The organism is Pseudanabaena sp. PCC 9330, from assembly GCF_055795045.1.
The window spans coordinates 417,277-438,521 of the sequence record NZ_JAYFES010000115.1; the positions used below are offsets into that span (position 1 = coordinate 417,277).

Consider the following 21,245-nt stretch of genomic DNA (forward strand, 5'->3'; position numbering starts at 1 on the left):
GTGCGTCAGAGCCTAGGCTAAATGGCTTGCCAAGCCCGAAACCCTTACCCTGAGGTCGGTTCAAATGTAACGAAAATTTCATGAAGTATTCTAAATGTCGCCAAAAGCGCTGTTACATTGAGCTCGGTAATAACATTCAGGCACCGTGCTCCAGTGCTAGGTCAATGATCCTAATTATCTTAAGCATTTTATTGTCTGCATGATGCAGGGCAATAAAGAAATGCGTCGTCGGCTCAACTACACTTGGGCATCGGCCACAGGGAACCTTCGGAAGCAGCCTTTTGCTTAAGGTGAATGTTCTGCATATGCTTCTTAACTGTGTTAGGGGCAATAAATAGCTCTGAAGCAATTTGCTTATAGGTATAGTTCGCCCGCTGCAGAAGCCATATTTCGGTTTCACGCTCCGTGAGAGCATAATCTCTTGCTTCATCCATTGCAATGTTTCTAATCAGCTGGTACTGATCTCGCAGTTCAAAGACAATGCAAGACTTGCCTAGGGTATCCAGCTTCATATAGCGGGCAGTAACGCTGAAAGTGACTGCACTGCTGATACAGATTTTGGTTTTCATCACCCAGTGCTGCCCAGGAAATCTTCGGCGAATATCAGCAATAGAGTCACAAAGATAGCTGATCTCCTTTGGGATTGCCTCCGCTGAATGCCTCTGCTGACTAACCTGCCGCAAAATTCGGCAAGCACAGTCGTTCGCATAGAGCACCTGGCTGCCTTCGGTAATAATCAAAATTCCGTTGGTTAATTTGGTCAGTGCTTCTTCAACCACCGGATCCCGAATATCGATCTGATCTTGATCGGTAAATTCCAGCGCTTCTCCAGCCTGGTTTTTATCTCGCAAAAGATTTTCTATCGGCACCCGAATAAAAAGCATGATTTATCCACCCCGTTTGTGATAGACGTAAATCAAATATCTATTTTTGATTTATCCTATAGCCATCTGTATGCGTATCTAGCCACTGTTGTTGCAACCATAGGAAAGTAACCAGGAAGAGCCCATGCACTAAAACACAACAAAATAGCTCTCAGAACTCTTCAGGGTAGAAATTTATACGCACGCTCTTCAGCATGAGAGAGAAAAAATCTGCCCTGACGAAAAGCAGAGAGTCATGGTTGATGCGATCGCATCCGATAAAACATTTGATCTACAGGAACATCTTCACTGACTAAGGCTTAGCATTTTTGGGGCGCATTCCTAAAATTGTGAACCAATCTACATCATGCCTGGCCCAATACAATGAATCCTGCAACTGAACCCAAGATACTACTACTACTCAAATTCAAAGACTTAACATGCCAATTTGCCAAATACTCCATAGCAAGCGCTGATCAGCAGACAAGTTGATATTTGAGAGTCTCATTAACTACCTTGCCCCCGTCTTTTAATACTTAAGAAAGCTCTAAACGCTTCGACCAGAGCGCTTCTATGACGGGTTATGGACTAACTTGGGCATGGCTGATCGCTGCGATCGACAGGGCCAGGAGTAGCACCAATCCTCCACTAACTATTTAGTTTCAGAGAGGCTTGGGCCAGAAGATTACTGATCTAAGCCTTCCCATTATTAGCCTATCAGGCCTTTTCGAGGGCGCGTTACTCCCCCAGGGAGTAGGTTAGAGATAGCCATCGTTCGCAGGACTGCCCAGTTGCTCGAGAAAGTACCAGGATAGATCGCGCAACGTAATATTTTGCAATATGGCAGTACTAAAGCTGTGGTGGCAATAAACGGCTTAAACACCCTGTGATTTGGGCCCTTGGAATCGTTTCTGGGGAATGAACTGAGTGAAATAGCCCTAGGGTAAGTATTTCAGATCGAGAAAATCCTGCGATTATTCAGTCATGGAGAGGCGGAAAAACAGTCAGTCAAAAACATGACTACTACTTGTTCAAAGCACTCCTAATTTAAGTACATTTAGACACAAAATAGGAGACCAAAAATGGGCATTTCTCAACCTGGTGTGGCAACAAGTACGTTCACGATCAGCACACTTAGTGTTCTCGAGCCAGCAGGAGCTAACCCTCCATCGATTATCGATCTAGGGGAAACCTTCGAGTTGGCAGTCAGCTTTAATGGCTCTGGAACTTTTGAGGGCATGTGTGATAGTGGAGTACCCTTTACAGTGACTTACACTGTGAACAGTTTAACGGGTCCTGCTCCAGAGGCAGTCGTTGGCGTCAAGACTGGGTCTCTCACGCCTGGCAAGTACAGCTATTCTGGAGACGACACAAAAATTACTCTGACAGGAGGTGTTCCACTTTCAGGTGGTCTAGCCTTACCCGAAGGGGTTTATAAGGCGATCGCTGTAGTTACTTTTCCCACTTTCAAAGGGTGGGTTGGATACGAAGAAACTATGCTCCAGATCAATGCACTTGAAGCATAAGTCATTGAAACCGACTGATTGATTCTCAGTGCAAAGATGAAATAGAATCTGCCATAAATTATTCTCAGCAGATCCTATTTTATTTCCAAAAGATGCCTTTTGCTCCCGGCCAGCCGGGAGCAAAAGGTGCCAATCCAGATAGCCAATACAGCTTAAATGGTGCCTTGAATTCATCTTTAATCAACATCTTCAATAAAACCGTTTTTGCCAGAATAAGAATGATTTTAATATTCAATCACTTCACTAATCCAATCGCGCAATATTATTTTTCTTTAACTTACCTGAATCCACCTAGCAGTGAGGATCACATCCGAGCTTCTCGGCACGCACAAGTATAAATAATTAAAATCGTTTCGGAAGAGGTTCATCCTATGGAATCTGAAGTCAATTCTGCTGTGGAAAACAGCATAAATCAGGAAGATCAAGCAAGCATGAAAGATTTTGATAAAGTAAATCAAGCAGAAGGGTCTTCGTCAGTGAATACTGATAAATTTGAGCTCAATAATTCCATTCCCGAAGATCAGGAGAGTATGCCTCTAGAAAATGAATCCCTGAAAAAATGGATGCCTATTGCATCGTTTACTCTCGAGTTTCAGACTCGGTCAGTTGACCATTATCCTGATCAGCAGGTTGTTGTTCAATATATTGAGGGTGATGACGAGAATGTTTGGACGGCTTTAGATGATGATACTATTTATCCTTGGATTTTGCATCGGGTTGCCAAAGCCTTAGAACGCCTTCCCCAGGCAGAGCAACCAAGGATAGCACCCCCAACTATTGAGATTACCCAGGTCAGATTCTTACAGCCTCTTGCCGCTGGCGTCGCTATTGCGGTGGATGAGGCTAATGCATTTCCCCAAGGCCTACTCAATAGCAATGAGCCCATTGCACTGGAGGTGGCCTTTAAGCTAGTTGGACTAGATGTAGCTGAACTAATTCAGCAGGCTCTCCCTTACCAAATTCAAAGTAAGTTTCACAATCGCATGACTGGGGCTAATATTTCTGTGGGTAGCAATCAGTTATCTCATTTAATTGAAAATCAGTATAGCTACACGATGTGCTTACCTGATATCAAACTCTCACCAGGTCCCTATCAACTGGATATTGTTGTAACGCTGCATCATGCCTCTGTACCTCCTACTCTGTTCGAGGTGCCCATTTTGCAGGTTGTCTAGGGCTTCTGGTGAAAAAGCTTAAACTTCTCAGTTGAGATGGGCTAGACTTTCCCAAAGAAAAAGTATCCGTAGGCTAACTCAAGGGGAATAGATGGAGATGAGTGCCTTCGACTGGGAAAGCTTTTTGCGGCCATGGAGTCAGTCCATTCTGGAGACAATGGATGAGGAAGAGCGGCAGCTACTGCCGTTAGAGGTGGTGGAATCTAGTTGGCTGGGCTATCCAGGCGCAACAGAGGCTGAAATCGCCAGGGCAGAGGCTCGTCTTCGGGCAACGCTGCCGCCGTCTTACCGAGAGTTTCTGAAGGTTACGAATGGTTGGCGACAAACCGCTAGCTTTAACCACAAGTTCTGGTCTGTTGAGGATATTGAGAGGTTTGTTGCCCGGTATCCCCAGTGGATTAGGGCGTTTATTGAGCGCCAAGCAGTCTCTGATATTCCTGTGGATGACGAGTTTCAGGAGTTGGACAATCAGTGGGAGCTGGTTGGCGTTTCCGATGAGGAATACTTGCAGTATGGTGAGGCGCAGGACCCTAGCAAACTTCGACTTGAGTATCTGCAAACGGCCATTGCCATTAGCGACGTAGGGGTTGATTCTATCTATCTGCTGAACCCTCAGGTGGTCACCCCCGACGGCGAGTGGGAGGCATGGTTTTTTGCTGACTATCTGCCAGGGGCCGATCGCTACCAATCCTTTCAAGCCATGATGGAGGCAGAGTATCAGGCTTTTTTGGAATTGCAAGGGCATGTTGCTGAGGGCCGGGAATGGGCGATCCCAGCCGATCACCCAGCCACTGCCGAACTCCCCGCTACCGATGATGTCGGTACAGCCAGCTTAGGCCCAGAGCCTGTTTCTGCATCGCGGGAAACGAGCATTGATCCCCCAGCAATTGAGCCTCTGTCAGAGACCGCAACCGAGCTAGATCCCCTTTCCTGGCAGCCCCTAAAACGCTTAACGGTAGAACTTCAAGCCAGACAGGTGGATGACCAGGCCGAGTATAGAACCGTCGTGAACGCTGGGGAACCGGCTCCACCACAGGTCTGGCCGGGGTTGAAGGAGCATCCGCTGCAACTTTGGCTGCGCCAACATTTAGCAGAGGCTAAAACTATTCCCTTGCGCGAGGCCCCCGCTGACCCCAGGCAACCGATCGCCGCCAAGACGGCCGCAACCATGCCAGTCCCCCTAGCCCAGCCAGTCGCGGCGGTTGCTGAAAGCAAGCCATCGTTGGGCAAGAAAACCACCAAAGCGGCCCCTCCCCAGGAGATAGATCTCGCCATCAATGTTGAGATCCATCAGCTTTTGATTCAGCAAGCCCCCCATCAAATTGTGGTGCGTTCGGCACAGCTGCGGCAGTCCCCATCCACTGGGCTGGGCTCTCTCAACAGTCGGCAGCCATTTTCTGTAGAAGTAGAATTTTGCCTAGCAGGGCAATGGGCCGATGCGATCGCCCTGGAGGAAGTCTTTTACAAAGTTCAGGTGTTTGCCCAAAAGCGCACTGCCCACCAGTGGATAAATCTTGGGGAAACGCGACCGATGGTCTTAACGGATGATAGCCAGCTTTACATGGCAGGGCTATTCAACCAAACCCTAGACTCGGGTATGTATCGTTTGCACGTGATCACAAGCCTTTCAGGGGCAGCCATGGCTCTATCTTCCGTTGAACTGCCGCTATTAAACGTGGTGTGACCGGCAAACTATTCTGCCCCTTGCTGCATGTGAAGGTAAGGGGCCAACACCTTTGGGTAACCTGAATACACAACAGGCATTACCATAGCCTTAATCTGCTGGTGGCATTGGCTAGCCGGTATTGCAGGCTAGCGGTATTGCGCTGACGACTGTTGTGTTGTTCTCGTTACTCGAACCCAAGATGGATATTGATCCTAAGACCTTTCCCTCTCGCACCTTTGCCCGTTTCACCGCCCATAACCAGTTAATGGCCGATGCCACCGGCCGTACGGTTATCGCGTCGGTTCAGCGATTAGGCGGTCAAACCTATGTGCAAGAGGCTATTCCAGATGGCGAGATGCCTTCCCTCTCGCAGCATGCCAAGGGTTTTGCCGGGGGGTTCACCCTTGGCCTTTCGGTGCAGACGGCTATCTCTGAATCTACTCCCTCTGGTAGTAGTGACCAGGGCGAGAATTGGCCGCCTGAGCCCATGGCTGCGGCAGAGCCCGCAACCCAGCCGCCTAGCTCTGGCATCGACGAAGCCCTGTTCGAAGAAATCGTCCAGACGGCGCTGAATCCCAAGCGGTTCCCGGAGCTGTATCAGTCCTGCGGTACGCAAAAGGCGGCTATGGAGGTGGAAGAATGGGTGGCGGCTGAGATAGTGACCGCCTATCGCACGATCAAGCAGAAGCAAGCATGCCCCATTGTGCAGAGCTTGAATCAGCTGCTGTAGAGTCAAACCCTTTGAACCGATCCGAAAACCCGCTCAAGGCGGGTTTTCGCTTGAATATGGCAGTGGCCAGTTCGCTAGGACATGGGCAAATGGCAATGGCGAAAACTCGTGTGGCGAACTGGCGTATAACCATTGCTCCAGAAATTCTGAAATGTCCTAACCATACTAGCGATCGCTATGGCAGACAGACCGTTAACGCCGTATTGTGAGAGAGACGGCAAGGTTCAGCCGGTTTCTAATCCTTAGGGTAGTATGATGCCTCATGAAGTTCCGTCATTCATGCGGCAAGATTTGCCCCATTTGCGTCTACCCTACGCCTCATGAGCGATTCTCAAGTTAATGTTGGCGCGATCGTCTGTCAACTGTCTAACCTGACTGTGTTTACGGCCAATGCTAACCAAGGGTTTTCAGAGACCGTTTTGCAGGGCCACCAGCCATTTTCGCTGCAAGTTACGGTTGAGTTTTCTGGGCCGGGTGCGATCGCCCTTATGCCCCTGTCGTTAGCTGTTCAGGTAGAGTTTTATACCAAGCCCCTAGGCCCAGACTCGGGTATGGTTTTGGGCACAACGGCCATTCACACCCAGCCTGATGTGTTGACCTATGCGCCCACGCTGGCGCTCGGTTCCCCCCTGTCGGTAGGGCTAAAAGCCGATACGATTTATCGCGTTGGGGCTGTACTGCGGGTTGGGGCACCCAAGTGGCCATCTCTGGTGAATGGGTTTACGGAAGAACTCACGATTGAAATTTACACTAGCCCAGCCCAATCTGGCAAAAAGTAATCTTTCAGGAGGCTGAGCGCCTCATCTCCTGGGGTCAATTTGTATTGTTCTATCATGCCGAATCCGAATTCCACACCCCCGATTCCCAACCGGCCCATCTGTAGGGGCGAACAGCGGTTCGCCCTGCTGAATCGGGGGTAGGCGAGCAGGATTTGGTATCAGATGTAATCAGAGCGCCCGTTGAAGCTACTTGGTGCCAAACAGGCGATCGCCCGCATCTCCCAGCCCCGGCAAAATATAGCCCCGCTCATCCAGCTTTTCATCCACGGCGGCGGCGTAGAGGGGCACATCGGGGTGCTCGCGGTGAAAGTGGGCCACGCCTTCGGGGGCGGCCAGCAGGCAGAGAAAGCGCAGCGATCGCGGCCTCGCCTGCTTGAGTGGATACAGTGCTGCCACCGCCGTATTGCCCGTGGCGATCATGGGGTCTACGACTAAAACGTCGCGATCGCTCAAATTTTCCGGCACCTTAAAAAAATACTCAATCACCCGCAGGGTCTGCGGATCGCGGTACAGCCCAATGTGCCCCACCCGCGCCGAAGGCATGAGTTCTAAAATCCCATCCAAAATGCCCTGCCCGGCCCGCATGATTGACACCACCACCAGCTTTTTCTCAGGGGCCAGCACCGGGGCGGCCATCGTCGCCAGGGGCGTTTGAATAGTTTCTAGCTTGAGGGGCAGGTCTCGCGTCACCTCGTAGGCCATTAGCAGGCTGATCTCTTTTAACAGCGTGCGAAATTTTGCCGTGCTGGTCTCGGCCCGGCGCATGAGGGTGAGCTTGTGCTGAATGAGGGGGTGATCGATCAGGTGAAGGTCGGGCATAGGACGGTGGTGAGTGAGGGTGAGGGGGTGGCGCTGGGCGCTTCAGGGTCTCCCCACGGCTGGTGGTGGGGGCGATCGCTCAGGCAGCGCCATCTTCGCAGAGCCGTTGCCTGAGCGCAGAGCGTCTGGGGGTGTCGCGGTAGGGCTGAGGACAGGATGCCCGGCGGGCTACCTAGAGGAGTTGCTCAGGCTCAGCTGGTGAGCAATGCGACCTTTGAGCTCTGGCTCCAAAATGGGCTGCATGACCACATCACTGGCACCCTCGACAAACACCTGTTGGATGGCGTTAATAGTTGTAGCAGATAGCACCAGAATAATCGGTAGCGTCTGCCAGGGCGTTTGTTGCCTGAGGGTGCGGCAGATGTCTAGGCACTGCTCTGGGTCTAGGTCGTAGCTCAAAATTAGCAGAGCGGGATCGTAGGTTTTGAGGGCGGGCCAAAGGTCAGCGTACTCGCTGACGATGGTGAGCTCTAGGGTTTTGTCATCGTCAAGGGTCTGCTGTAGGCTGGGGTGTATGGCTCTGGGGGCCACTGCTAATAGGCGGGTTGTAAGCGCTGAGGTTGGCGCGGCTGCCTCTGGGGCTGGGGGCATCGCCTCTGGCCGGTTAGCCAGGGGGTTGAGGCGGTAGCCTACCCGATGAATGGTCTCAATGAGATCAGCGGGGGCACCGGCTGAGCGCAGCTTTTGGCGCAGCCCTTTGATGTGGGTGCGCACAGATTCTTCACCGGGATAGTCTTCGGCGGCCCAAATGCGATCGAGAATGACTCTGGCACTAAAGGTGCGATCGCTGTGGCGCAGCAAGAGTTCTAGCAAGGCATATTCTTTCGGAGTCAGAATGATTTCCTGCCTGTTGTAGGTCACCTGGCGACTGCTGGGGTTGAGTTGGAGGTTGCCCCAGGTGAGCAATGGCAGGGTCTGGCCCCCAGCCCGCCGCAGCAGGGCCTGCACCCGAGCGACTAACTCTCGGCTGTCAAAGGGTTTGACCATGTAGTCGTCGGCCCCGGTGTTGAGAGCAATGGCTTTTTGCTCGACTTCGTTTTTTCCTGTCAGCAGCAAAATTGGCATTGAGTAGCCCTGCACCCGCAGTTGCTGGCATAGGTGTACGCCATCGATGTCGGGCAACAGCAGATCTAAAATCATTAAGTCGTAGTCAAACGCATCCACCATTTCTAGGGCGAGCCTACCGGTGGGGGCTAGGTCGATGCTGTAGCTCTGCTCTGCCAGCAGTAGCTTGAGAGCCTGGGCTACAAACCTATCGTCTTCTACAACTAAAAATCGCATAGCCATCTCCCTAGGACTGCGATGATCGAGGCCGTAGCTCAACCCAGACTGGAGCCTTTGATCATTGCCCCCACCTCAGGGCAGCGATCAAGCCGGGTAAGTCAGCAGCCTCAAGAGGCGCAAACCGTTGGGGTCTATTGCTAGCGGCAGCGCGGTGAAGGGTGACATTTAGCCAGTCAGTTAGCGTCAATTAGCGAAAATTAAGTGATGAGATAAAAACCAGAGTGACTTGACTATAGACGGTAAAAAAACAGATATTAAAACCTATCTATATCTAGAAGAGGGCTTTGCCTGTTTAAAAAAACGACAAACCTGAATCTGAACTCGGTACAAAACTAAACAAATCGCGATGCAAACTCTAAGCAACCTCAGGGCCAGGGCAAATAAACCTGGAACCTGATGCCTTAAGTATCTACGACTGCTCTGCCAACCAGCTTAATGAGTTCTCAAGACTTAAATAGAATTAAATCAATCTTTGTAACGTTTTTGTTACACCTGTGGGGAAGGCTCACAACTTGCTCACAGAAGAACCTTAAAAATATCTGTAGTGATTCTGCCGTTTTAGGCTTTGCGCCAGGTCGGCTGTTCTTTTAGCTAAAAATTAATGATAAAACAACTTTTCCTCAATCTTGCCCAGCTTGGTAAGGGTGACTGGTGGGTAGAAATGATCACCAGTAAACCCCAGTGTATCTACTATTTTGGCCCCTTTAGTACCTTTCAAGAGGCCGAGATGGCGCGACCTGGCTATGTAGACGACCTGCTTGAGGAGGGCGTTCACACCCTACAGGTGATTATCAAGCAATGTCACCCGACGCAGCTGACCATTTTTGAAGAGGCTGAAACCCCTGATTTTGTGCGCGGTTAGCTCGTTTTGGGGTTGACGAGGATGTTTGAAAAGTCCTATTTCTTGTAGCAAAAGTGGAGATCCCCCTAAATCCCCCTTAAAAAGGGGGACTTTTACCCCCCTTTTTAAGGGGGGCAGGGGGGATCGGCAGGTGACTAAAGCTACAGCACATCACTTTTCAAACGCTCTCTAAGGATCGACTCCCAGGCTGCCACCGAGGTACTCGAGACCTGCCCAGGCAACAGCTGAACTATGCCCAGAATTTGCAGCGGCAGCCCATCGTGAGTGGCCATGAGCGATGACTCATGGCTGCGCAACCAGCGCCAGGTACCATCGGCCTGGCGCATGCGATAGTCGAGCGAGATCACCTCACCAGTTTGCAGGGTGCTAAACCGTTGAAAGTGATCGGCCACCCGGTCGAGGTCGTCGGGGTGAATGAGGTGGCCCAGGCTGAGATCCTTTGCCACGGCAGTGGTCTCGGTGTCATACCCCAGCAGGGTGGTGACTGAAGCCGTCAAATTTAGGTTGCTTTGGTTGACTAGATCGTAGATATAAATGCTGCTTTGGCTCGCAGCAGCCTCTAGCGACAGCGGGCCAAAGAGTTTGAGAACTGGGTGAGCGATCGCCCCTGAGATACTGGCGAAATGAACCGGAGCACACGAGGCCATGACATTAACCCATTCAGGAAAAACACCCTGGGTTTAGGATCAAAATCCTAAACCCAGGGCAGTAGCGTTCAACACTTTAATCTCAGGTTTAGTGGTTTGCTGTGAGGGAACTGTGAGGGGCAGAAAAGTTCCCACTTTTTTGCACAAATTTGAAGAATTACTCAACGATTCTTTGTCAGAAAATAGTTTTTTGAGTCGATGATAGATGTACCCCAAAACACTAGAGCTGGTCTGGGCGGGAAGAGGTAGAGCTAGGGTCAGAGCGAAGTAGGAGCGGAGGGAGCCATGATCAACGACTTAGACCTAGCGCGCCAGATCGAGTTAGCCCAGGAGCGTCTAAACGAGATTCAGCGGGAGGCGATCGCCCATTTGCCTGACCATAACCCGCTGCTGGCGGCCTCGATCATGGAGACCTCGGTGGCTCTAGAAAAGTTGCAGATGGTCGTTGAGTCTATGCGCCAGCAAAACGAAACCCTAGTCGTCACTCAGCACAGGCTCGAAGACGAGCGCCAGCGCTACCAAAATCTCTTTGATTTTGCCCCCGATGCCTATGTGGTCACCGACGCCCAGGGCAATATCGAGGCGATCAATGGGGCGGCAGCCCGGTTGATCAACGTGCAGGCTGACTATGCCGGGGGCAAACCCCTAACGGTGTTTATTGCCGAAGCCGACCACGGCTTTATCTATGAGCAGCTCAACCGCCTCGACTCGCGCTCACCCGATCTGGCTTCCCCCCCGACAGCGCCGACAGCGGCCTCGACTGGGACGGTCATCTTGAAAGATCAGGAGCTGTTGGTTTTGCCCCGTCAGCAGTCGCCTCTGAGCGTGTCGGTGTCGGTGTCGGCTGAGCGCGATCGCCAGGGCCAGATCACCCATCTCTACTGGCTGCTGCGCGACATTAGCGATCGCAAGCGGCTAGAGCTGGCGCTGCAAACCTCTGAGTCTCAGCTCAGTCAGATTCTCGACAGCGCCCTCGGCGTGATCATCAGTTTTCGCATGTTTGAGAACGGCGACTGGGAGTATGACTACTTTTCGGCGGGCTGTGAGGGCATTTTGGGCTACTCGCCTGCGGCGTTTATGGCCGACAAGCACCTGTGGCGATCGCGCATGCACCCCGACGATCTGGCCGTCCTCGACCAGCGGCTGGCCAACCTGCTGGCCGAGCGCAGTACCGTGTGGGAGTATCGCTTTCGCCACCGGGATGGGGGCTGGCGCTGGCTGTCCAACACCTACGCCGCGCAAAAAATTGCCGACAACGGCTGGCAAATTACCGTGGTGGGCCAGGACATCAGCGATCGCAAGCGGCTGGAGCTGGCCCTGGCCGCCTCCGAAGCGCAGGCCAATTCTATCCTCGACAGCGCTAACGCCGCGATCGCCAGCTTTCGCCTGTTCGCCGATCGCACCTGGCAGTACGACTACTTTTCGGCGGGCTGCGAGCGGGTGTTTGGCTACAGCCCTGCCGAGTTGATGGCCGACCCCACGCTGCTGCTGTCCCAGGTGGTGCCCACGGATCTCGACGCCAGCCTGGAACCCTTTATCGACGCGGTGCTGGCCGGGGGCAGCCCCACGGTGGACTATCGCTTTCGCCACCGCGACGGCTCCCGGCGCTGGATTTCCTGCACCCACACCGCCCAGCCCCTGGGGGAGGGCGTCTGGCAGATCACGGCGATCAACCAGGATGTGACCCACCAGAAGCAGATGGAGCAGGCCCTGGCGGACTCCGAAGCCAAGCTGAGCCGCATTTTGCATAGCGCTGGGGCCGCGATCGCCGAGTTTCGCGTCTATGGCGATCGCACCTACGTGAATGACTTTATGTCGGCGGGTTGCGAGATAGTCTACGGCTATTCTCCAGAATACCTCCGCAGTTATCCAGAGCAGTGGATGGCGCGCATTGTACCCGAGGATCTAGAAACCATTGTAGAGCGGGCCTTCGAGCAGATTTTTGCGGGTAGTACCCTCACCGTTGAGTATCGCTTTCTCGATCAATCCGATCGCCTGCGCTGGATCTCAGAAACCCTCATGGCCCAGTGGGATGAGGCCGATGCCTGCTGGCGGGTGACCACCGTTGCCACCGATATTACCGAGCGCAAGCAGCTGGCCCTGGCCCTCACCGCCTCCGAGGCGCGGCTTAGCTCCATTCTCGACAGCGCCAATGCCGCCATTGTCAGCTATCAGCTCTTTCGCGACGGAACCTGGCAATACGACTACTTTTCGGTGGGCTGCGAAACCCTGCTGGGCTTCACCCCCGCTGAGCTGCTGGCCGATCCTAACCTCTTTTTCTCGCGGGTCGAACCAGCGGATCTGAACGCCCTATTTGAGCCTTTCTTGACCGCTATTTTTGCCGGAGAGGCCCCCTCCTTTGAGTGTCGGTTTCACCACCGCGATGGCTCCCTGCGGTGGCTGTCCTGCACCCACGCCTCGCAGCCCCTGGGCGAGGACGGCTGGCAGATCATAGCGATCAACCAGGATGTGACCCACCAGAAGCAGATGGAGCAGGCCCTGGCGGCCTCCGAAGCCAAGCTGAGCGAGGTGCTCAACAGCGCGATCGCCGCCATCTCCAGCTTTCGCGTCTATGCCGACGGCGACTTTGAGTACGACTACTGGTCTGCCGGGTGCGAACGGCTGTTTGGCTACAGCCTAGACCACTATGACGACAAGCAGTTTTGGCTAGCGCAGGTACACCCTGACGATCGCGAGCAGCAGCTTATGCCCCTGTTCGCGACCTTTTATGCCGAGGGCGAGGCCAGCGTCGAGTATCGGTTCCGCTGCCAAGATGGCGAGATGCACTGGTTTTCCAGTTCCTACAACTCCCGCAAAATAGCTGAGGATTGCTGGTTCGTCACCACGGTCAACCACGACATTACCGATCGCAAGCGGGCTGAGGCCGACCTGAAAGCCAGCGAGCGCAAGCTGCGGGCTGCCTTTAATAGCACCTTTGAGTTTATGGGCATGCTCACCCCTGAGGGCATCTTGATCGATGCCAACCGCACGGCCCTCGATGCGATCGCCGCCGACCTCGAGGATGTGGTCGGTCTGCCCTTTTGGCAAACCCGCTGGTGGGCGCAGTTTCCTGAGCAGCAGCAGCAGCTCCAAGATCTGATTCGCCGGGCCGCTAGTGGCGAAACCATTCAGACTGAAACCCAGCACATCTGGGCCGATGGCACCCAGGCCTGGCTCGACTTCTCGCTCAAGCCGATTGTCGATGAGGCCGGGCAGGTGGTGATGCTGATGCCCGAGGGCCGCGACATTACCGATCGCAAGCAGGCAGACCTCACCCTAAAGCGCCAAATTCAGCAAGAGTATCTACTGAACGACATCACCGACGACATTCGCCAATCCCTTGATTTTGAGGCGGTGCTGGCCCGAGTCGTCGAACGCAGTCGGGCGGTGCTAGCGAGCGATCGGGTGATTGTGTTTCGGTTAGAGAGCAATGACCAGGGCCAGGTGATTGCCGAGTCGGTGGGCAACGGGTTTGCCTCTATTCTTGACAGCACGATTCACGACCCCTGCTTTAGCGATCAGTTTGTCGAAGCCTACCGCCAGGGTCGGGTGGGTGCCATCAACGACATTGACGAGGTCGGCCTAGCCCCCTGCCACCGCGATCTGCTGCTGCTCTTTCAGGTCAGGGCCAACCTGGTGGTGCCGATCTTACAGGGTGAGGGGCTCTGGGGTCTGCTGATTGCCCACCAGTGTGCCGCTGCTCGTCAGTGGCAACCCGCCGAAATTGCCTTAGTCAAGCGCATTGCCAACAAGACCAGCGTTGCCATTCAGCAGTCAGAGCTCTATGGACAGGTGCTGCAAGAGCTGCAAGAGCGCCAGCGCATTCAGCAGGTGTTGCAAGAGAGCGAAGCCCGGTTTCGCACCCTCAGCGCCACCGCCCCCATCGGCATTGGCCAGATCGATGCCGATGGGCACTGTATCTACACCAACGCTCGTTGGCAGGCGATCTCGGGGCTGAGCGCCGAGGCCTCCCTGGGGAACGGGTGGATGCAGGTGGTGTATCCAGACGATCGCGCCCTGCTGGCCCGCGCTTGGGAGGCGTTTTTGGCGGGTCAGCGCCAGCACCTGCCCGAGTTTCGTCTGCTTACCCCCACCGGCGAGGTGCGCTGGGTGCAGGTGGCGATCGCCCCCCTGCGCACGGCTACGGGCGACAGCAGCGGCTACGTCAGTGCCATCGAAGACATCACCGAGCGCAAAGAGGCCGATCGCAAACTTCAGGAGCAGGCGGCTCTGCTCGACATCGCCTCTGACGCCATTTTTGTGCGTGACCTCGATCACCGCCTGCTCTACTGGAACCGTGGGGCCGAACGCCTCTACGGCTGGAGTGCTGCTGAGGCTCTCGATCGCCCAGTGAGTGATCTGCTGCGCGGCGACCTGCTCCGGCTCGACAGCATTATGCAGACCCTCTACACCGAGGGCGAGTGGCGCGGCGAGCTGCACGAGATCACCAAAGCCGGGCAGTCGGTCACCGTATCGGCCCGCTGGACCCTGGTGCCCGACGAGACGGGGCAGCCTGGGTTTATTTTGTCGGTAGAGACCGACATCACCGACAAAAAAGCCCTAGAGGCCCAGTTTTACCAGGCCCAGCGGCTAGAGAGCCTGGGTCGTCTCTCTAGCGGCATTGCCCACGACCTCAACAATGTGTTCACCCCCATTTTGACCATGGCCCAGCTGCTGCGCTATACCCAAACGGGCCTGGGCCGCAATGCCCAAGAGCAGTTGCGTCTGCTCGAAGACAGCGCCAAACGGGGCATCAGCATGGTGCAGCAAATCTTGTCGATCAGTCGCACCAGTAGCGGGGTGCGCACTGAGGTTGACCTACCGCCGCTGCTGCAAGACCTCAGTCGCATGCTTGAGCAGAGCTTGCCCAGGCAGATTACGCTGCAATCGGTGGGGTTTGAGCCGGGGGTAGAGCTGCCCCGCGTCAGTGCCGACCCCACCCATCTGCACCAGGTACTGATGAACCTCTGTGTCAATGCTCGCGACGCCATGCCTGAGGGGGGCACGCTCACTATTGCCGCCGAGCCGGTGGCGATCGATGCTGCCACCGTCGCCATCAACCTCGATGCCCAGGTGGGCCAGTATCTGCGGCTGACCGTGGCCGATACCGGTACCGGTATTGACCCAGGGGTGCGCGATCGCATCTTTGACCCCTTTTTCACCACCAAGGGCGAGGGCACTGGGCTGGGCCTGGCCACGGTGCTGGGCATTGTCAAGGGTAGCGGTGGCTTTGTGCAGGTCGAGAGCGAGCTGGGGCAGGGCACCCAAATGCAGGTCTACCTGCCGGCCCTAGATACCCCTGCCGGCCCCAGTCTGCCGGCCCCTGGCTCCGAGGCTCCCCCCCTGGGGCAGGGAGAAATGATCTTATTGGTCGATGACGATCCCTCGGTACAGCAGGCTCTGCGATCGCTGCTTGTCAGCTACAACTACAGCCCGCTGATCGCCAGCAGTGGCCCCGAAGCCCTCGAACTCTGCACCCAGCACCAGCCCACCCTCGCCGTACTCGACATGATGATGCCCGGCATGGATGGCCTCACCCTGATGCAGCACCTCAAGCACCGCCAGCCCGAGCTGATCCTTGTGGCCACTAGCGGGTTGGCCACTTACCAGCCCGCCGCGATCGCCGCCGGGGCCAGGGTCTTTTTGCCCAAGCCCTACGATTTTCGCGATCTGCTCAAGACCATTGCCGACCTGCTGCATTGATCAAAACACCGTACCGTCACTGGCAAGCTGTATCGGCGGGCCGCCGCCGGGGCGCTTTGCCGCCGCCATCTGCCGTCCCGCCGTCCAGGTGCCACCCTGGAGAATCTTGGCCAGGGGCAGGGTCGCCGCATCCACGCCGAGGGTTTGGCGAATGTGGGTGGCCAGCTCGTCTAGCAGGCACAGGGTGAGGGCGCGCCATTCAACAATTAAGGGCGAACCAGGAGCGTGGGCGCTTTCAGCAGCGGTGGGATCTTTCAGACCCAGTACGCTGCTATCTACAAACAGGCCACCGTTGCGGTATTCGGCCAGGCCCGTGAGCTGGTCGAGGTCAGCGATCGCCAGACCCAGGTCTTGCAGCGGCTCTAATAACGAATACGTGAGCCACTGAGAGAGCTTGTGGAAGGGCACCAGATTGCTGCCGGGGCCGGTATCGGGCAATTGTGGATGGGGCCACACGTCGCCCAGATTCACCCCGGCCAGCTCTACTCGCCCCGGCCAGATCGGGCCGAGACCTTGGAGAATGGTTTGCAGAAGGGTGGGGGCAGAGAGTCGGTTATCCATCGCCAGGGTCAGCCAGTAATCGACCAAATGACCCGGTCGGGGCAGGTCTGCCCCAAAGAATTCTGGCTGCTGTTGAAGGGTGTGTCCGAGTTTTTGCAGCAGGGAGACTCGCCCTTCTAGCCCGATCAGAGGGTTGTCGTCATGGACCTGAAAGGCTTGCCCCAAGTCTTTGGCGGTCAGATTGATCAATCCCTGGGCGTCGGCTTGCCAGGGCTGGTCGACCTGGCTAGAGAACAGGCCAGCGGCAAAGGCGTGGAAGCTGGCGATCGCCAGCCCCTCTGACCTGGCAAACCCCAGCTCTGTGCCCGGCTCGATGTAGCGCCACTGACCCCCTGCCCCTGCATCCAGCAGCACGCTGGTGACAGCCAGATCGACCTTCAGCCGCGCCTGCTCGATGGGGGAGAGCCCCGACAGCTTGGGTTCCAGGAGTTCTAGCCGCGATCGCCCCTCGACCTCAAAATGCCGCCAGCGAGAGTGAACGGGGATCTCGCCCTGGGGATACTGCTGCTCCATCACCCGGAGCACATAGGCGGCCGTGGCAGGCAGCGCTTCAGGATGGTAGCGCCAGTGCTGGAGCTGATCTTGCTCGGCCAGGGTAAAGAGCAGGCGGGTGCGATCGCGAATGGCCTGCGGACTCTGGAGATAGACTGCCCCCGCTGCTGGCGTAGCTCCATCTTGGCTTGACGACCCCATCCCTACTCCAACCCCCGTCCCTTGATCTGGGCCAAATCTTCCTCTGTCGGTGCCACGGTCTCGGTGTAGTAGCCCGCTGCCTTTTTCGCCTCGATCTCGACCCGCGCATCGAGTGGCACCAGCTCGTCGGGGATCGGCACCCGCTCGACAATCTCAATGCCCGATCGCACAATAGCGTTGTACTTCATATCGCTCATCGACACCATGCGATCGATGCGGGTTACCCCCAGCCAGTGCAGCACATCGGGCATCAGTTCTTGAAAGCGCACGTCCTGCACCCCGGCGACGCATTCAGTGCGGGCAAAGTAGGCATCGGCGCGATCGCCCCCCTCCTGCCGCTTGCGGGCGTTGTATACCAAAAACTTCGTCACTTCTCCCAGGGCGCGCCCCTCCTTGCGGAAGTACACAATCAGCCCTGCGCCCCCGGCCTGAGCCGTGGCAATGCATTCCTCCAGACCGTGCACCAGGTAGGGGCGGCAGGTGCAAATGTCGGAGCCAAACACATCCGAGCCATTGCACTCGTCATGGACTCGCACCGCCAGGGGGCGATCGGGGTCGGCGATCGCCGCCATATCGCCCACGACATACACTGTAATGCCGCCGATGGGGGGCAAAAACACCTTCAGATCAAACCGCGTCACCAGCTCCGGAAACATGCCCCCGGTCTGCTCAAACAGGGCGTAGCGCAAGTCCTCTTCGCTCACCCCGAGGCGCTGGGCCACCCCCGGCAAATACCACACCGGCTCCACTGCCGCCTTGGTCACCACCAGGTCGCCACCGGCTTTGACAATTTCGCCATCTGCTTTAATTCGCCCCTGGCGCACCGCTTCCAGCAGCTCCGGCATTTGAATGTGGGCGCGGGTGACGGCGATCGTGGGCCGCACATCAATGCCCGCTGCTAGCAGATCCTGATACACCTCTCCCACCAGCGCCCCAAAGGGGTCGAGAGAAACAATTTTCTCTGGATCGCCCCACCTAGGGTAAGGGCCAATGGGGATGGTGGGTGCTGTATTGGTAAAGTCGGGCCGATGATCAGGATTGAGCACCCCGCTGGCCACCGCCAGCGCTCGATACACCGCGTAGGACCCCGAGTGGGTGCCGATCGCATTGCGATGGCTGGGGTCGCTCACCGTGGCTACGATCGCCCCCCGTTTTGCCGGGTCACCCGCTCCCCAGTAGATGGGGGCACCCTTGAGGCCCGAGCGGCTGGGGTGCGAGGTCAAAACAATGTGCCGCTTAGAAGGGCCTGTCAGCCCTGGCTGGGTACTGTTTGCCGCTGCCGAACCGTTGCCGTCACCCATAGCTTGCCTCGCGTCAACGCAACATCTAATCTGCCACACTTTCTAAGCCGCAAATGACTCACCCATGACAGACAACAGGGCCGCTTTACCGATACGTGTCTGCACGGTGTGGCCAGGAGCGCGCGCTTGTGGGTAGCCGTTGAGCGTGGCTGTTGGCTTATCCGACGCTAGGGCATGAATGATGTTCGTGCCAGTGGTGGGCAATGTCGATGCGGCGGCAGATCCAGACGCGATCGCGCCCCTGCACATGATCTAAAAACCTGGCCAGCGCTGCCGTGCGCCCCGGACGCCCCGCCAGGCGGCAGTGCAGGCCAATGCTCATCATCTTGGGCGCTTCGTCGCCTTCGGCATAGAGGGTGTCAAAGGCATCGCGCAGGTAGGCAAAAAACTGATCCCCCGAGTTAAAGCCCGCGTAGGTGGCAAAGCGCATGTCGTTGTTGTCGAGGGTATAGGGAATGACCAGGTGCGGTCTGCCGTACTCGGTGCTCCAGTAGGGCAAGTCGTCGGCGTAGCTGTCGGCATCGTAGAGAAAGCCGCCCTCCTCGACCACCAGGGCGCGAGTGTTGGGGCTGTTGCGGCCCTGGTAAAAGCCCAGGGGCCGGGTGCCCGCCACCTGGGTGTGAATGTCTACGGCCTGGCGAATATGCTCGCGCTCAGCATCGATGCCCAAATATTGGTAGTCAATCCAGCGGTAGCCGTGGCTGGCAACCTCCCAATCGGCCTCATTCATAGCCGCTACCGCCTCGGGGTTGCGGGCCATGGCCATGGCAACGGCGTACACCGTCAGCGGCAGGCCTCGGCTGGTAAACAGCCGGTGCAGCCGCCAAAATCCGGCCCGGCTGCCGTATTCATACATCGACTCCATATTGATATTGCGCACTCCCTTCAGCGGTGCCGCCCCTACGCTCTCTGACAAAAACGCCTCCGAGGCCGCATCGCCGTGGAGAATACAGTTTTCGCCCCCCTCTTCGTAGTTGATCACAAACTGCACCGCTATGCGGGCGTTACCGGGCCACTGGGCGTGGGGCGGAGTGCGACCATAGCCGATCAAATCACGAGGATAGGGGGGATTAACAGTCATAAAACGAGGCGAGGGTTAACAACGCAGTGCATACAAAATATACGTCCAGCCAGGGCAAACTTTTATGGGGCAGCAATACCGGCGTTGACCCATTATCCTAGTCAAAAATGGATCCACTAAAGCTGTTTTTCCTCTAAAAAACGAGTCTATTGCGACAAAATCTTGGGTCAGCCTGCGTTTATACAAATGTTCATAGGCTGTCGATTATGATCAGCAGATGGGCTAATGTCATAAAGATCGTCAATGGGGCTATGGAACATTCATAAAATAGGGCTTTAATACCCTATTTACCCCTTAGCGATGCTGCGATGGTTAACGGCAGACCTCGATAGAGCCTCAGGCTCCACCTACCGCCCCCCATCCACCTGACCCCCAGATCTGTGGCAATGGAGCTACCACATTGGTAAACGGAAGAAGTAAATCCATGGCAGACACCGCACTTTTGCCCCGCCAGGTGCAGACCGCTCCCATGCTTGACTTAAACGCGATTAATCGAGAATGGGCAGACGCTGACGCCCTTCGTCTAGTGCAGTGGGGCCATGACACTTTTGGTGACGGCTTAGTCATGAGCACTAGCTTTGGCATTCAGTCGGCGGTGATGCTGCATCTGGTGACTCAGGTGGTGCCAGAGATTCCGATCATCTGGGTCGATACGGGCTATCTGCCAACAGAGACCTACCGCTTTGCTGACGAGCTGACCAATCGCCTTAGCCTCAACCTCAAGGTCTACCAGTCACCCCTCAGCCCGGCCCGCATGGAGGCACTCCACGGGCGGCTGTGGGAGCACAACGATGTAGAGTCTTTCAACCGCTACGATCGCATTCGCAAAGTCGAGCCGATGCAGCGCGCTCTGACCGAGTTGCAGGCCACGGCCTGGCTCACTGGGCTGCGTTCTGACCAGACCGACCACCGCAAATCCTTAGACCGGGTAGGGCAGCAGGGGGGGCGCTACAAGCTGCTGCCCATTCTCAAGTGGACATCTAAGGATGTCTATGAGTACCTGGTGGCCCACGATTTGCCCTACCACCCGCTGTTTGATCAGGGCTATGTCACCGTTGGCGACTGGCACTCTAGCCGCCCGATCACCGCTGCCGACGCCAACGAGCGCGACACCCGGTTTAAGGGGCTGAAGCAAGAGTGTGGCCTGCACCTGCCCCAGTCACCCGAAGAAGCGGCCAGTCTAGACTCCAGTTCGCTGTAGAGCGTGAGCAACTTGGTAAAACGATAATCTCTGTCTTTGAAGCCAGGGACTCATTGTTTTATGCGGATTTTGCACGACTTACGACAGCTCACTGCCAAAGCGCTCACTACCAAAGCGCTTGGTGAGAATGCGCATGATTTCGCCAGGGTTGGCGGTGGGCAGAGGGCGCGACCATTCGGCGACTTCGGCAAAGCCGAGACGATGCTGGGTGACCACGTAGTTGTTGACTACATCGAGGGTGCCAATGGCCATCACCCGCAGAATGTTGGCCTCACCGACGGCGGGCAGAGGCAGAGGCGGACGCTCGGACGACATAGAAGACTCCCAAATTCATAATGGCTTTCAGGCCGCATA

Annotated in this window: 16 protein-coding genes; 8 read left to right on the top strand and 8 right to left on the bottom strand. The window is 55.8% G+C overall.

Translation table 11 applies throughout. The features are described from left to right. Positions 1-233 precede the first annotated feature (233 nt). Positions 234-884 (bottom strand): helix-turn-helix transcriptional regulator, encoded by a 651-nt coding sequence (locus AC0QKW_RS19170; RefSeq protein ID WP_473152690.1) that lies wholly within the window; start codon positions 882-884, stop codon positions 234-236. Between the two features lie 1,061 nt (positions 885-1,945). On the opposite strand from AC0QKW_RS19170, the gene AC0QKW_RS19175 reads away from it, so the two are divergent. The 5 genes from AC0QKW_RS19175 (at position 1,946) to AC0QKW_RS19195 (ending at position 6,739) form a co-directional block, all read left to right on the top strand. Continuing rightward, on the top strand, positions 1,946-2,389 hold the full coding sequence (locus AC0QKW_RS19175; RefSeq protein WP_473152691.1) for a hypothetical protein: 444 nt from the start codon (positions 1,946-1,948) through the stop codon (positions 2,387-2,389). A gap of 371 nt (positions 2,390-2,760) precedes the next feature. Next, positions 2,761-3,564 carry a hypothetical protein gene (locus AC0QKW_RS19180; RefSeq protein ID WP_473152692.1) on the top strand — a complete coding sequence of 268 codons (804 nt, stop codon included), beginning with the start codon at positions 2,761-2,763 and terminating at the stop codon, positions 3,562-3,564. 97 nt (positions 3,565-3,661) lie between these two features. After that, positions 3,662-5,248 carry an SMI1/KNR4 family protein gene (locus AC0QKW_RS19185; RefSeq protein ID WP_473152693.1) on the top strand — a complete coding sequence of 529 codons (1,587 nt, stop codon included), beginning with the start codon at positions 3,662-3,664 and terminating at the stop codon, positions 5,246-5,248. 181 nt (positions 5,249-5,429) lie between these two features. Then, positions 5,430-5,960 (top strand): hypothetical protein, encoded by a 531-nt coding sequence (locus tag AC0QKW_RS19190; protein WP_473152694.1) that lies wholly within the window; start codon positions 5,430-5,432, stop codon positions 5,958-5,960. Positions 5,961-6,280: 320 nt separating this feature from the next. Then, positions 6,281-6,739 carry a hypothetical protein gene (locus AC0QKW_RS19195; RefSeq protein ID WP_473152695.1) on the top strand — a complete coding sequence of 153 codons (459 nt, stop codon included), beginning with the start codon at positions 6,281-6,283 and terminating at the stop codon, positions 6,737-6,739. Positions 6,740-6,925: 186 nt separating this feature from the next. Here AC0QKW_RS19195 and upp read toward each other — a convergent pair whose 3' ends face one another. Together upp and AC0QKW_RS19205 are read right to left on the bottom strand one after the other, a co-directional pair. Then, positions 6,926-7,558, bottom strand: a complete 633-nt coding sequence (gene upp, locus AC0QKW_RS19200; RefSeq protein ID WP_473152696.1) for a uracil phosphoribosyltransferase — start codon at positions 7,556-7,558, stop codon at positions 6,926-6,928. A gap of 168 nt (positions 7,559-7,726) precedes the next feature. Beyond that, positions 7,727-8,839, bottom strand: coding sequence for a response regulator (locus AC0QKW_RS19205; protein WP_473152697.1), 1,113 nt, complete (start codon positions 8,837-8,839; stop codon positions 7,727-7,729). A gap of 604 nt (positions 8,840-9,443) precedes the next feature. Here AC0QKW_RS19205 and AC0QKW_RS19210 point away from each other — a divergent pair. After that, positions 9,444-9,704, top strand: a complete 261-nt coding sequence (locus AC0QKW_RS19210; protein WP_473152698.1) for a DUF1816 domain-containing protein — start codon at positions 9,444-9,446, stop codon at positions 9,702-9,704. 140 nt (positions 9,705-9,844) lie between these two features. Here AC0QKW_RS19210 and AC0QKW_RS19215 read toward each other — a convergent pair whose 3' ends face one another. Continuing rightward, positions 9,845-10,351: a PAS domain-containing protein gene (locus tag AC0QKW_RS19215; protein ID WP_473152699.1), complete on the bottom strand. Its 507-nt coding sequence runs from the start codon at positions 10,349-10,351 to the stop codon at positions 9,845-9,847. A 285-nt stretch (positions 10,352-10,636) separates the two neighbouring features. Between AC0QKW_RS19215 and AC0QKW_RS19220 the strand changes: the two genes are divergently transcribed. Next, positions 10,637-16,054, top strand: coding sequence for a PAS domain S-box protein (locus tag AC0QKW_RS19220; RefSeq protein ID WP_473152700.1), 5,418 nt, complete (start codon positions 10,637-10,639; stop codon positions 16,052-16,054). On the opposite strand, the gene AC0QKW_RS19225 is transcribed toward AC0QKW_RS19220, so the two are convergent. From AC0QKW_RS19225 to puuE, 3 genes are all read right to left on the bottom strand, one after another. Next, positions 16,055-17,308, bottom strand: coding sequence for a URC4/urg3 family protein (locus tag AC0QKW_RS19225; protein WP_473152701.1), 1,254 nt, complete (start codon positions 17,306-17,308; stop codon positions 16,055-16,057). Positions 17,309-17,310: 2 nt separating this feature from the next. Next, positions 17,311-18,609 carry a GTP cyclohydrolase II gene (locus AC0QKW_RS19230; RefSeq protein WP_473152702.1) on the bottom strand — a complete coding sequence of 433 codons (1,299 nt, stop codon included), beginning with the start codon at positions 18,607-18,609 and terminating at the stop codon, positions 17,311-17,313. 157 nt (positions 18,610-18,766) lie between these two features. Further along, the gene (puuE, locus tag AC0QKW_RS19235; RefSeq protein WP_473152703.1) at positions 18,767-19,690 is read right to left on the bottom strand and encodes an allantoinase PuuE; all 924 of its coding nucleotides are present in this window, start codon (positions 19,688-19,690) and stop codon (positions 18,767-18,769) included. 424 nt (positions 19,691-20,114) lie between these two features. Here puuE and AC0QKW_RS19240 point away from each other — a divergent pair, with 424 nt between their 5' ends. Then, the gene (locus AC0QKW_RS19240; RefSeq protein ID WP_473152704.1) at positions 20,115-20,891 is read left to right on the top strand and encodes a phosphoadenylyl-sulfate reductase; all 777 of its coding nucleotides are present in this window, start codon (positions 20,115-20,117) and stop codon (positions 20,889-20,891) included. 78 nt (positions 20,892-20,969) lie between these two features. Here the strand turns inward: AC0QKW_RS19240 and AC0QKW_RS19245 are convergent, their stop codons facing one another. Continuing rightward, positions 20,970-21,206 (bottom strand): hypothetical protein, encoded by a 237-nt coding sequence (locus AC0QKW_RS19245; protein WP_473152705.1) that lies wholly within the window; start codon positions 21,204-21,206, stop codon positions 20,970-20,972. Between the last annotated feature and the right edge of the window lie 39 nt (positions 21,207-21,245).

Bases quoted from the DNA above. Each gene is read 5' to 3' on its own strand.
- AC0QKW_RS19170 (WP_473152690.1), bottom strand. From the start codon at position 884: ATGCTTTTTATTCGGGTGCCGATAGAAAATCTTTTGCGAGATAAAAAC.
- AC0QKW_RS19175 (WP_473152691.1), top strand. From the start codon at position 1,946: ATGGGCATTTCTCAACCTGGTGTGGCAACAAGTACGTTCACGATCAGC.
- AC0QKW_RS19180 (WP_473152692.1), top strand. From the start codon at position 2,761: ATGGAATCTGAAGTCAATTCTGCTGTGGAAAACAGCATAAATCAGGAA.
- AC0QKW_RS19185 (WP_473152693.1), top strand. From the start codon at position 3,662: ATGAGTGCCTTCGACTGGGAAAGCTTTTTGCGGCCATGGAGTCAGTCC.
- AC0QKW_RS19190 (WP_473152694.1), top strand. From the start codon at position 5,430: ATGGATATTGATCCTAAGACCTTTCCCTCTCGCACCTTTGCCCGTTTC.
- AC0QKW_RS19195 (WP_473152695.1), top strand. From the start codon at position 6,281: ATGAGCGATTCTCAAGTTAATGTTGGCGCGATCGTCTGTCAACTGTCT.
- upp (WP_473152696.1), bottom strand. From the start codon at position 7,558: ATGCCCGACCTTCACCTGATCGATCACCCCCTCATTCAGCACAAGCTC.
- AC0QKW_RS19205 (WP_473152697.1), bottom strand. From the start codon at position 8,839: ATGCGATTTTTAGTTGTAGAAGACGATAGGTTTGTAGCCCAGGCTCTC.
- AC0QKW_RS19210 (WP_473152698.1), top strand. From the start codon at position 9,444: ATGATAAAACAACTTTTCCTCAATCTTGCCCAGCTTGGTAAGGGTGAC.
- AC0QKW_RS19215 (WP_473152699.1), bottom strand. From the start codon at position 10,351: ATGGCCTCGTGTGCTCCGGTTCATTTCGCCAGTATCTCAGGGGCGATC.
- AC0QKW_RS19220 (WP_473152700.1), top strand. From the start codon at position 10,637: ATGATCAACGACTTAGACCTAGCGCGCCAGATCGAGTTAGCCCAGGAG.
- AC0QKW_RS19225 (WP_473152701.1), bottom strand. From the start codon at position 17,308: ATGGGGTCGTCAAGCCAAGATGGAGCTACGCCAGCAGCGGGGGCAGTC.
- AC0QKW_RS19230 (WP_473152702.1), bottom strand. From the start codon at position 18,609: ATGGGTGACGGCAACGGTTCGGCAGCGGCAAACAGTACCCAGCCAGGG.
- puuE (WP_473152703.1), bottom strand. From the start codon at position 19,690: ATGACTGTTAATCCCCCCTATCCTCGTGATTTGATCGGCTATGGTCGC.
- AC0QKW_RS19240 (WP_473152704.1), top strand. From the start codon at position 20,115: ATGGCAGACACCGCACTTTTGCCCCGCCAGGTGCAGACCGCTCCCATG.
- AC0QKW_RS19245 (WP_473152705.1), bottom strand. From the start codon at position 21,206: ATGTCGTCCGAGCGTCCGCCTCTGCCTCTGCCCGCCGTCGGTGAGGCC.